Genomic DNA, 12,766 nt, shown 5'->3' with positions numbered 1-12,766 from the left:
TAAAATATTAAAATTTAACGAGCAAATATACGACAAGATGCATAATCAATAATGTATAAGATCCTGAGATCACATCATCAATCATTATTCCAAGTCCACCGTTGAGCCTTTCAAGATTTCTTGCAGGTGGAGGTTTAATAATATCGAGAATTCTCCAGAGTAAGAAAGAACTCAACACAACCCAGAAAATTTTTGGTAAAGCAATTAGAGAAATCCAGGTGCCTACTACTTCATCAACCGTGCATTGTGCGGGATCTTTTCCGTACTCTTCTTCAAATTTCGTCCCGACATAAATTCCATAGATCGCAACTAGAGTTGTGATCGGAATAATTATATACAAGTTTTCAAATCCCGGAATTAAATAAATTAGAATTGCTGCAGCGCTACCCACAGTTCCTGATGCTACAGGAGAATAACCCGTATAAAATCCTGATCCGATAAATTTTTCAAAATAATTAATTTTCAATCTTCATCAACTTGGTTATGATGTTCCAGTTTCTTTTTATGTATAGAATTCCAGAGTGAAATGTTATCCCAGTTATTATTAATGCAATGTAGAACACTAATCGTTTATTTAATAATGCTGAAATTAATTCTGAATAAGCAGCATTTACCTCAGGTGTAAATTGGGCTACGTAGAGAATTAACAAATAGTAAAGAAAAATCATTTGCAACATTGTCTTCCACTTTGCGTAGTAGCTCGTAGTGAATTGATAGCTCTTCATATCAGCAAAAACTCTGAGCAGAGTAACGATCACATCTCTTCCGACAATTATTCCAACCATCCACCACGGAATTAAATCAACAAGAGCAAATCCAATAAAAGCAAATGAAGTTAGAATTTTATCTGCAAGCGGATCCCAGAATTTTCCCCAGCTTGTGATATAATTGAATTTTCTTGCGAGCCAACCATCATACCAATCAGTCAGCGCTGCAACAATATAGATTGCAACTGAAACTTGTTTCATCCAGATTATTTCAGAGAGAAAAAAAAACAGGAATACCGGAGAAAGTATTACTCTTAAAACTGTGAGTTGATTTGGAAGCGTCATTTAATATCAGACCGTGTGAAATCCTGATTGAAATACTATCAATTATAATACACAGTTGTAATTCTAATAAAAATATTATTAGAAATAAAACTAAACTAAACTTTCACCGGTAAGTTTTTTATAAATGTCGAGATACTTTTCGCTTGTTTTTGCGATAATATCCTACGGTAATGGCGGAGGTGGTGGCTGCATATTGAAATTTATAGAAAGAAGATAATCTCTGACAAACTGCTTATCATAACTTTCTTGACCTCTTCCTTTCTCGTATTTATCCAATGGCCAAAACCTTGAAGAATCAGGTGTAAGCACTTCGTCAACTAAAATTACTTCTCCATCAACTTTACCGAATTCAAATTTCGTATCTGCAATAATAATTCCTTTGGTCAATGCATACTCTGAAGCTTTTTTATAAATATTGATTGTTGCATTCTTGACTGAATTGAAGGTTTCTTTATCAACAATTTGCATTGCCTGCTCAGCGGAGATGTTTTCATCATGCTCACCAATTTCAGCTTTTGTTGAAGGAGTAAAAAGTGGTTCGGGGAACTTTTCAGATTCCTGCAATCCTTGTGGCAATTTAATTCCGGAAATCTCACCTGTCTTTTTGTAATCTTTCCAGCCGGAACCTGTAATGTATCCGCGAACAATACATTCAATTGGAACTACTTTCGCTTTTTTAATTAACATTGATCTGTTCTTCAGAACTGCAGAATATTCTCTGCATTCAGCAGGATATTTAGTTACATCGGTTGTAATAAAATGATTGGGGATGATATCTTTTGTAAAGTTGAACCAAAACTCAGAGATTTTTGTAAGCACCATTCCTTTATATGGAATTCCCTGACTCATGATTACATCAAATGCTGAGAGCCTGTCAGTAGAAACAAGTAGAAGGTAATCATCAACTTCATAGATGTCTCTTACTTTGCCTCTTGCATATAATTTCAGATTGGGAAAATTCGTCTGTAATATTACATCTGGTTTCATCTTATTGCTCTTTTTTTAATCGAAATATATCTTGTTAAATCTAATTATCAAATAATTTCTTTAAGCTCAAATTTCATTTCGTCGTATCCTAGCAGATTCATCACTGTTCCAATAAATCCTTTTGAATCAATAAATGCTTCAAGCTTAACTAGTCCGATGCCGGGAGTCCGCCATTCATAAAATTTTGTATGTGTGCCTCTTTTCTTCTTTCGGATGTCGATTTGAAATTTAACACAATCAAAAGTGCCTGCTTCAGTTACAAGTTTTTCATAACCCAGCACTTTGCCTGAAACGTTTATTGTATCAGGATTTTGCTCATCAATAAATTCAACGCCTTCCCAGTTCCAGGTGTCATTTTTCTTCAGAGGAAAAGGAAACCGGAGGTACGGACGATTGTACGTAACCGAGATACTCGAGGATATAAAAAGAAAAACATCAACATTTTGATCAAGCTTTGTCAGGAAGATTGTATCATTTTCAGCATATACAGTCTGGGTGAAATAGAAATCATCATTCCGTAAATCTAAGATGTACTCATTACCCTTTTTCCTAACTTCAGAGAAAGCTTCACCCAAACTTGAATTATAAATAAGCTTCATAGAAGTATTTACAGGAAAATATTCTGGACCGATTGAATAATCTTCGCTGTTATAGTTATGATTTATTTCAAATGATTCTTTTGGACTATCTGAGGCAGCAATTATCGGAATAAGTATGCAATACAACAATATTAAAAAAAAAATTTTCATCGGGTTAAAGTATCCTAAATTTATTAATCAATACAGGAATAATAAATCAACATTTTATAACAAATAAAGTCAGGAATTTTTCTTCGTCAGATATGCTTCAAAGTAAATGTCTTTTTTTAGCATTAGTCCGAGATACTCAACAGGAAGCATGAAAAAAAGACCAATCCAGAATGATTTGCTTGCCGGGGAATATGATAAGAAATCAAACTTTCGGCCAAAGTTTCTTTTCTTAAGAACGGTCAATCCGATCTGATCAAAAAAATATTGGAGTGAATGATCATTGAATCCGATTACGTGATAAGGAATATCAAAAGGTTTTATTTTTTCTGATTCTTCCTTCTTTCCAGTGATTTTAAACACTAATTTTCTGACGCTGTTAAAAAGACAATCTTCATTCGGAACCCCGATATAAATAACTCCACCGGGACTTAGCAATGATTTTATTTTTGTCAGGTATTCGACGGGATTCAAAACATGCTCAACTACTGAATCAACATAAATAAAATCGAAATAATTTTTCTGCAAATTCGAATCCAGCAAATTCGATTTGATGAATCTTATTTCAGAAATTTTTGCCTCATTCAAACGATTATCGACAATATCAATGCCCGTAGCTTCCCAACCTCTTCTTGCTGCCTCAAGTAATCCTTTCCCCTCACCTGCACCAACATCGAGGTAATTTATTTTTTTTGTGTTTCCTGAGACAAATTTTTGAGCCGTATCGAATCTTTCAAGGAGTTCTTTTTTTCTTCTTTTAATTAATAGATTTGATTGATCTGAAAAATATTCTGAATTGTAAAGCTCAGCCCACTGTCCGGACTGAAACTAATTGGTGGAGTAAACATAATAAAGCTGACAATTTGAGCATTGAGCAACTTTGTAATCAACCTTCACGAAACGTGCAGCGATCGAATTTGTTTTTGGTTTTCCTAATATAGTTCTATTGACAGAATTGCATACAGGACAGCAATCGTTCATTTATGTTCTCCGGTGAAATACAGATTAAGTTATGAGGTAAAGAATAAAAAAAAGAGGCTGTCGGTATCAGCCTCATTTGCTGTGGGCAGAGACGGAATTGAACCGCCGACACATGGATTTTCAGTCCATTGCTCTACCGACTGAGCTATCTGCCCAAAAATTAGCGAGCAAAAATAAGAATAAACTTAGTTTTCTCAAAAGAATTATTCTACAGTTACGCTCTTTGCGAGATTTCTCGGCTGATCCACATCTAATCCCTTTTTAACAGCGATATGATAAGCCAACAACTGCAACGGAATCGAAGTTAGAATTGGAGTTAACATTTCAATTGTGCGGGGAATTTTAATCGTATAATCAACAAGTTTGTCGATTTCTCCATCACCGTTATCCGCTACAGCAATTATCCGTCCTCCCCTTGCCCGGACTTCCTGAATATTACTTAATATTTTTTCATAAGTTGAATCTTTAGGAGCAACGAAAACAACTGGCATATCTTCATCGATCAAAGCAATTGGTCCGTGCTTCATTTCTGCAGCAGGATAACCTTCTGCGTGAATGTAAGATATTTCCTTCAATTTTAATGCACCTTCGAGTGCTACAGGAAAATTATAGCCTCTACCCAAGTACAGAAAATTATGCACATCTTTAAATTCTTCTGCGATCTTCTCAATCTCATCATTCAATTTTAGTATCTGTTCAATTTGTTCAGGAATCTCAGATAAAGCTTTGGCGATTTTCTTTCCTTCAAAATTGCTTAAACCCTTTCTCTTACTAATGAGCAATGTAATTAAAGCCAATACAACAAGCTGAGCAGTGAAAGCTTTGGTTGAAGCAACACCGATTTCCGGACCTGCGTGAATGTAAACGCCACTCATACTTTCGCGAGCAATTGTGCTGCCAACAACATTACAAATTCCAAGTGCGAGTGCACCTTTACTTTTTGCTTCTCTCAATGCAGCAAGAGTATCAGCTGTTTCACCGCTTTGTGAAATGAAGAATATAGAATCGTCCGCAGTCAAGACCGGATTTCTGTACCTGAATTCTGAGGCATATTCAACCTCCACAGGCACTCTGGCAAATTGTTCCAGCATGTATTCCCCGACTAATGCAGCATGCCATGATGTACCGCAAGCTGAGATCAAGATTCTTCTTGAATTAACTAACCGGTCAAGAACATCAACTAATCCACCAAGTTTTGCGGATCCTTCATCAATGAGCAGTCTTCCACGCATAGAATTTCGAGTGGACTCAGGCTGCTCCATTATTTCTTTTAGCATAAAATGAGAATAGCCGCCTTTATCGATCTCATCGATACTCATATTGATTTCGTGAATTTCTTTTTCTATTGTTTCATCAGCGATTGTCTTAACTACATAACTATCTTTATAAATTTCAGCAAATTCTCCATCATCAAGGTATATAACATTTTTTGTGTGCGCCAGAATAGCTGAAACATCCGATGCTATAAAATTTTCGTTTTCACCAATTCCCATAACTAATGGTGAGCCTTTTCTTGCTGCAATTATTTTATCCGGTTCTTTTGAATATATAACTGCAAGACCGTACGTTCCATTAACCTCATTTAAAGCCATTTGAACAGACTTACTAAGACTATATCCCTTTTTCAAAAAGCTATCAATTAGATGTGCAAATACTTCGGAGTCAGTATCACTTTCAAATTGGTAACCAAGCGATATCAATCCGTTCTTCAACACCTGAAAATTTTCGATTATACCATTATGTATTATGAAAAGTGTTCTGTCTTTGTTTGTATGAGGGTGTGCATTTTGTTCGTTCGGGATGCCGTGTGTTGCCCAACGAGTGTGTCCAATGCCCAAATTTGAATCGAGGACCAGATCATTTACTTTATCTTCCAGTAATGATACTTTCCCCTTATTTTTAATGATTATTGGTTCATCTTCGTGTATGATTCCAATACCGGCAGAATCATAACCTCGATATTCAAGCCTTTTGAGTCCCTGTATCAAAATAGGAACACAATTCTTATTTCCTACATAACCTACTATTCCACACATGCTGCTTTATGGCCTCCATTTAATGATTTATTGATTGAATTGTTGAATAGTTCAAGTTTAGTGCCGATAAAAATTTATGCTGAGCCCGACTCATTTAATTAAAGATCGGGCTCAACAAATAATCTATTCGTTATCTGACTTTTGCAAGTTTCTGTGTAATGGTTTTCGTTTTATCAGGAAACTTGGCGATTACTTTATAGAAGTATACTCCATTACCTATTTCATCACCATCTTCATCTCTGCCATCCCAATAAATTTTATTGAAATTTGTTATCAAATCAGTTGGAGTTAGTTTAATGTCCCTGATTAGTCTTCCTGCAACAGTAAAAATCTTTAAATTGATTTCATCAGGTTTATCATTACCTTTAAGTATGAAAGTAAAGTGAGTAGAACTAGTAAACGGATTTGGATAGTTAAATACATCAGAGATATCATTTTCAGTATATACATTAAAAATAACACGGTACGATGTGGAGTCGAAGAAGTTGCCTGAAGCATCTTTAGCTAAAACTTCAAATGTATTTCTTTCGGGTGGTGTGAGTAACCTGGTCGAATCAGGAAGTGTTGGTTTCCAGATAATCTCAAACGGTGTTCCAGGTCCTCCATAATTATGGCTCAACTCAGGCTGATAAAATCTTAAAGGTTTGTTGTTGTGAACAATAGTAAAGAAAGTAGTATCAAGTGGAAGCGGACTATTATCTTCTAATCTGATAACAACTTCGGGTGTGGATGAAACTATATCGTTATCGATAATTTCCTGTCCGTCAAATTTCACATCGAAAACGGGTCGGATGGAGTCTCTCGCTACAAAAAATTGTTTATCAACTAAATTATTGAAGTAGAAGTATTCTCGTTTATCCTGATCAGCTAAAACGCTTACAATATTTTCAAATAAAAGTTTTCTGGTATCGATTGTATGCTGCACCGTATTGGATGAGCTATCACCAGGTATGCTAACAATTGGATTGAAAATTAGACTATCAAGTCCGTTCAAATAAAAACTAAGTCTCATCGAGTCAGCTGGAAGCTCTCCGAAATTTCTGGCGAAGTAATCGAAAGTAACAGGGTATCCCTGCAGTAATGAATCCTGTTGAAAATTAAAATCTTCTCTTTCAACATAAGCATCAGAGAGCGGCTGATAATCAAAGTGTACACTTTTAAGTTCCATCGGCTCGGTAGTTGTAAATGTTGAATCTGTCATATCAAATCTTAACCGAAGATTAGGGTACTCATCAGCATTTATTCCTGATAGTGACATTGAATCCGGAACATTTACTTGTAACGTATCCCAATTTTTTGTTGTTGAATTCTGACCTAAAAGATAAGTAGAGTATTCGCCAGTGGAGCTTGGATTAATAAAATCATATTTCAGTTGATTCCACCAAGCAACAGGACCTACATTCTGACTTGTGATATTTCCATTAGCATCTACGTAATAACCAGCAAATTTTCCAAACTTCACTGTATTTGTTGTATCAAGGTTCCTGAATACCGAACTGTACACATTATCGTTCTGCCAATCATAAGCCCATGCGAAAAATTTTCTGAAATTTTGAGGATGGGGTTCCATTATTAACCATTCTTCTTCAAAAAATCCATCTGTTAATCTGTGTCTTCTCATGTAATTATTGTAATAATCACAGGTATAGATTCTCTCACCGTGGACGAAGAATCCTGTAAAGCCAGGATAATAACTTATACCGAAAAGGTTTAAATCAGGTTTCGCTAAAGTCCAACCATTTGCTGGATCAAATGTTCGGATTTTGTATTTTGGATTCAACAAAGAATCAACATAAGCAAGATTATACACATACTGACCATCGGAGGTTAGGTACTGTGGACCATATGCAACTCTTGAATCATCTCTTATCAGTCCGGGAGGAACTGCAATCGTGTCAATTTGTTCAGTGGCAACATTTATTCTTACAATTTTATACGGTTCGCCTATCGCCACATAGAGATTTCCATCACTGTGATAGACTATATTATGCAACACTGTATCTCTGAAACTAGTAAATGGACCATAGAACTGACCTTTATTAGTACCATTATTACCGGTGCCTATTCGATAAATCATTGAATGAGCATAATAACCGTTTTTGGATTCATTCATTATCGTAAAACTTCTTGCCGGGCTCCAGTTACCAAAATCCTGTCCTTCGAAAATCCTTGAACGCCAGAAATAAACACCTGGTGGAATATTTGGCGAAGTCCATTTTACGTGAGATTTATTCGGAGTTAATTCACCTGATGAAAATAATGGAGTAGCAAAATTTCTTGATGTATCAATTTCAATAAAATATTTTAATTCTTTAGGAAGATAATATCCAACATCTGCGAAATTGAATTCTATTTGATTTGATGTAGAAACAAATCCATCGATCGGAGTTAAGATATTCGGTTCACTAATGTTAAAAATAAGAAAGAGTGCTTCAGCAATGTTATCTGAGTGATCGTCTTCCAAAATGACATCTGTTTCATTTACTTTAGCGGTTAATCTATATAGACCACCTTTATTTGGTACCCAAGAAAGTAAACAGAATCCTTTGCACCATAGCTTCCTCTTTTAATTGATCCAATTTGGTAAGCAGTATCCGGAAGTGTAGCAAAAAGTTCAACAACTACTGAATCATTAGGAAAAACAGTGCCCCAGTTCGTAACATTAACTTTTACCTGAATGCTATCGCCGACTAACGGGTTCTCCGGAATCAGTGATATATCAGTTGACTTAATTTCGAAATCAGGATATTTGGGTAATGCAAGTTTCATTACCGGATCGCCAAGATAAGTCAACAAATTTATTTGTGTTCCATATAATCCACCGGGAGGTACACGGTTTTTGGAATTCATAAATGCTTTACCGGTGATATAATTTCTCGAAGTAAAAATCTCGCCAAAAAGTTCACGGTTAATTGCGGTTCCAACTCCCCAATAAGTCAATCCGGAGCTTCCGTAAAACCCAATACTTCCTTTGCCGGGTACTTTATTAAATTGTTCACCGAACACATCCTGATTATCAAAGTGAGCTGTATAGCAAGTAACACTTAGGATTACAGGTAGTCTGCCTTCGTTTTCAAGAAGGTAAATATCATCATTTGTAAAAACAAGATCCCATTGATATCCGCCACCGTGACCGTAATAGTTGATCAGTACAGCTCCTTTATTTATCTCTGCACGTATCTCGGGTCCTTCTCCCTGATACGGTTCGTGTTCGGGTTTACTTGGATACCGGAACACGTAAGTCGCATTAAATCCCTGAGGAATCACATAATTGTTACCAAGGAACAAACTTGCATCATTAAAACCAAATTGTGTTTCATCCTGAAGACTTAAACCAGATGCCAACAGAAGAACATTTTCTTTCCATGGTTTTGTCGGATCATCAGGATAGTCCGTTAACTTTTGAAGAAGTACTTCACCTTCCGTAACTGTTTCGATTGATAATCTTCCAATCGCCAGGTCAGGTGCAGCATCGCTGCCGGCAACTGCTGCGATTAAATTATCACTCGCTGCTTGTCCATAACGCGTTGTAAAGTAAGGAATAGATGGTATGAAATTAGGGCGACTTGCCGGATTGATCGATCTGTAATCAAAACTCATATCACCGAGAAGTACGACATATGAGGGTGCAGGTACTTGCCAGTTCTCAAATGCAAATTTAGTGAATTCTTTCAAGGCATTTGGATCTAAAAATCCAAACGAAAATTCATCATAAATCTGTTGGACATCCACGATGCATATCCTAGGGTCAGGAATCGATTCATCAGGAAAATTTGTTTCTCTCAATGCAGCTAACTGGTTTGCAATCTCACTAAATTTAGTATGTGTAATTATAATGTAGTCACAACCATTTGATAAATTTCTGAGATCAGATGAAATATCAGCTACAATTGAATCAACGGTTGAGTAGTAATCACTCGATACGAGAAAATATTCGGTAGTTGAACTCATTGTATCAACAAACTGCTGATAACTTCCCGGATCGGGTAAATAAATCATCTTATTTTTTGACGGGATGTAAATTCGCATATCATTGCCTTGCCAATTAAAAATCCCGTATCGATTTGTTCCCCAGCCATCATTATTTTCAAAGGTATAGTAATCACTAGCTGAAGAATTTCCTCTCCAATACACAAACTCATACCAGTTAATGCGAATTTCATCATCTATAACAGTAATATTGATCTCCACGCACTTCCACTCTAATTTCATTACCAGGATAAATTGGAATACTATCGGGAGAAACATAAAATCTTTTATCAAACACAATATCATTTTGCCCATCCCATACAATATTACCAACTTCTTTACCATTAATAATTATATAAGCTTTATGGTCATATTGACAAAGTGAACTTGTACTCATTCCTTGCATTGCGACTTTCAAACGAACATAGGCTGAGTCAGGGTTACGATTTGCGAACTCTTCAAAATAATCAACAAAAGCATAAGAGACTTGTTGATTTCTCGACGAAGCTTTATCCCAGAACCAAAAGTCTCTATTTTGATTAGGTGCATATCCAAGTCTTTCGTATAAAGTATCCTTTTCAAAATGCAAAGTAGTTAAATTACTAAAATATGTTCTTGTATAGTCAGACCAACCAGGAGTTAGGTTATAATTCACACCAGAAGAATCACTTTCATAGGAAAACCAATAAACATTTGAGAGGTTGTAAATATTCGTTTTACAGTAGGGTGTTGCGGTGGCAGGGTATCCAACAAATTGTAAGTAATCACCAGCATTAAAAAATTGATCTGAATTGATATCGAATATTTCAATCGGAACTGGTAAACCATCATTAAAAAATTCCAGTTTATCTATTGGTGTATTATTTCCCAATTGCACACCGGCTGCAACCAGTTCACTATATCTGATTCGATATACATCCTTTTCTTTGAGATATATTTTAAAATAGTTTTTGTTCGGATTATGCCAATAATCTTCCTGAATCAGCGGTGAATCATTTGAAATAAATTTACCAGCAAATGACTTAGCTTCCCGATAATTTATTGTCGATGATTTTAAGAATTCGTCTGTCATTGCATCATCAACAGAGATTATGTTTCCTATGTAGGCGGAATTGAAATCAATTCGGACTGACACAAAAGAGTTATAAACAAGATCCCTCGTAACGGGATTGAACTGGTATGGTGAAACTGAAATTGGAAGCACATTTGAATAACGAAAAATGTATGTTTCTTCCAGCCCGGCAGATGTAATTGGAAACAGTTCATTCTTAGAATAAACCTCTACATTTATTTTATCAAAATCCTGTTTTACAAAAACAGGATCTTCTTCAGGATAAGGAATGATAAATTTATTTTTCTGAGTTGATTGTTTATTCTGCAGGATCTTTACGGTCGGCTTACATTCATATGGAACACCCACGAGAACTTTAAATTCCGGTACCCAAGGATCTCCCGGTCTTCTTATTGAATGATCTACTCCTTTTATTTTTTGAAAGGTTTTCCCTTCTACTATTGTATCGATAACAGAATATGAACTGCCAAAATTAAATTCGACGATAATATGGTCATTAGCAGATTCAATCACTTTATATACTTGTGCACTAGTGATTTGACTGATAAAGAGTAAGATCAAACTGACAAAGAACACAGGGAGTAATTGTTTCATTTAGTTCCTCGAAGGTTGAAAATTCAAACGAAACATAGCACTTTGAATATCTCAAGGCAAGTGCAAAAAAATGCTATAATGAACTTCCGATGATCACAATATTAATGGTACCGAGTATACTTATTGGTTCATTTTAAGTATAAATTTTATTATCTAAAATATTTGTGCCGCTCTGTTTCGTAGTGAATAAAGATTCAGATTGATATTAACCATACTTTTACAATAATTCTTTACCTTTGAGTTAGTGAATAATTAAACTTTTCTTGATAATGATACTTGTTTTTAAATTTGAGAGTGAATTGATCTCCAAACAAGATAAATTAAACTTGGAAGTACAATAAAAACATTACATATTTTAAGATAACATATGCCTTTTAATAAAGATATTTTTAAGGATTTACTTTGTCCAAATTGCTTCAGCAGGCTAATCGAGACACATATAAATTTCAAGTGTCACAATCAAAGTTGTCTAAAAGAATTTCCTCTGGTAGATGGGATACCAATTTTAATTGATGAATCCAAAAGTATTTTTAATATAAGTGATTTTTTAAATAAACGCACAACGACTTTCCAATTAAAGGAAAGCAAAACAGAAAATTTGATAAAAAAAATCATTCCATCGATTAGCAATAATCTTAAAGCTAAATCGAACTATAGCAGATTGTTATCATTATTACTGAAGAATGTTGAGCAAGTAAAAGTTTTGGTAATTGGTGGAAGTATAATCGGTGAAGGGATGGAAGATTTTATTAACGAGCCAAATTTATCTCTTGTCGAGAGCGATGTCAGTTTTGGACCAAGAACCAAAATTATTTTTGATGCACATAGTATTCCTTTTCCAAATGAGTATTTTGATTGTGTAATTCTACAGGCAGTGCTTGAACATGTAGTCGATCCTTATCAATGTGTGAAAGAAGTACATCGTGTGCTAAAAAATGAAGGTTTGGTTTATGCTGAAACACCCTTTATCCAGCAGGTACATATGGGAAAGTTTGACTTTCACAGATTTACCCAACTTGGGCATAGACGACTTTTCAGAGAATTTTCAGAAGTTGACAGTGGAGCAGTTTGCGGTTCAGGAATGGCGCTTGCTTGGACTTATAGCTATTTCATTTTCAGTTTTCTTAAATCGAGGAGAGTAAAAAAATTATTTATTCCTTTTACCCGATTCACTTCCTTTTTTTGGAAATACTTTGACCACATGACTATTAATAATCCTGGCACCATTGATTCTGCTTCAGGCTTTTATTTTATAGGTAAGAAATCAGATACGGTACTTGAGGATAGAGAATTACTAAAACAATACCGGGGTTTGTTTTGAAATTTAAA

The 12,766-nt window shown here is 35.2% G+C and carries 10 protein-coding genes and 1 tRNA gene; 1 reads left to right on the top strand and 10 read right to left on the bottom strand.

Translation table 11 applies throughout. The features are described from left to right. Window positions 1–7 precede the first annotated feature (7 nt). The 10 genes from IPM14_16030 to IPM14_15985 form a co-directional block, all read right to left on the bottom strand. The gene (locus IPM14_16030) at window positions 8–466 is read right to left on the bottom strand and encodes a phosphatidylglycerophosphatase A (GenBank protein ID MBK9099585.1); all 459 of its coding nucleotides are present in this window, start codon (window positions 464–466) and stop codon (window positions 8–10) included. Continuing rightward, the gene (gene pgsA / locus IPM14_16025) at window positions 456–1,052 is read right to left on the bottom strand and encodes a CDP-diacylglycerol--glycerol-3-phosphate 3-phosphatidyltransferase (protein ID MBK9099584.1); all 597 of its coding nucleotides are present in this window, start codon (window positions 1,050–1,052) and stop codon (window positions 456–458) included. The genes IPM14_16030 and pgsA overlap by 11 nt, the downstream gene beginning before the upstream one ends. 162 nt (window positions 1,053–1,214) lie before the next feature. Further along, a complete protein-coding gene (locus IPM14_16020; protein ID MBK9099583.1) occupies window positions 1,215–2,039 on the bottom strand; it encodes a phosphoribosylaminoimidazolesuccinocarboxamide synthase in 825 nt (274 codons plus the stop codon). Between the two features lie 47 nt (window positions 2,040–2,086). Next, window positions 2,087–2,788, bottom strand: coding sequence for a hypothetical protein (locus tag IPM14_16015; protein ID MBK9099582.1), 702 nt, complete (start codon window positions 2,786–2,788; stop codon window positions 2,087–2,089). 69 nt (window positions 2,789–2,857) lie between these two features. Beyond that, on the bottom strand, window positions 2,858–3,547 hold the full coding sequence (locus tag IPM14_16010) for a class I SAM-dependent methyltransferase (GenBank protein MBK9099581.1): 690 nt from the start codon (window positions 3,545–3,547) through the stop codon (window positions 2,858–2,860). Between the two features lie 301 nt (window positions 3,548–3,848). Beyond that, window positions 3,849–3,921 (bottom strand) — tRNA-Phe (locus IPM14_16005). A gap of 48 nt (window positions 3,922–3,969) precedes the next feature. Then, entirely contained in the window at window positions 3,970–5,802 is a 1,833-nt protein-coding gene (gene glmS, locus IPM14_16000; GenBank protein ID MBK9099580.1) for a glutamine--fructose-6-phosphate transaminase (isomerizing), read from the bottom strand. Window positions 5,803–5,932: 130 nt separating this feature from the next. Next, on the bottom strand, window positions 5,933–8,266 hold the full coding sequence (locus IPM14_15995) for a T9SS type A sorting domain-containing protein (protein MBK9099579.1): 2,334 nt from the start codon (window positions 8,264–8,266) through the stop codon (window positions 5,933–5,935). Between the two features lie 29 nt (window positions 8,267–8,295). Next, complete coding sequence (locus tag IPM14_15990) at window positions 8,296–9,993, bottom strand: hypothetical protein (protein ID MBK9099578.1); 1,698 nt, start codon at window positions 9,991–9,993, stop codon at window positions 8,296–8,298. Further along, window positions 9,965–11,437: a hypothetical protein gene (locus IPM14_15985; protein ID MBK9099577.1), complete on the bottom strand. Its 1,473-nt coding sequence runs from the start codon at window positions 11,435–11,437 to the stop codon at window positions 9,965–9,967. The genes IPM14_15990 and IPM14_15985 overlap by 29 nt, the downstream gene beginning before the upstream one ends. Before the next feature lie 367 nt (window positions 11,438–11,804). Between IPM14_15985 and IPM14_15980 the strand changes: the two genes are divergently transcribed. Next, window positions 11,805–12,758, top strand: coding sequence for a class I SAM-dependent methyltransferase (locus tag IPM14_15980; protein MBK9099576.1), 954 nt, complete (start codon window positions 11,805–11,807; stop codon window positions 12,756–12,758). The last annotated feature ends 8 nt before the right edge of the window (window positions 12,759–12,766 follow it).

Source organism: bacterium, from assembly GCA_016716565.1.
In the GTDB taxonomy this organism is placed as follows: Bacteria; Bacteroidota; Ignavibacteria; order Ignavibacteriales; family Ignavibacteriaceae; genus IGN2.
Note: the sequence above shows the minus strand (reverse complement) of the source record. Positions and strands in the feature narration are given on the sequence as shown.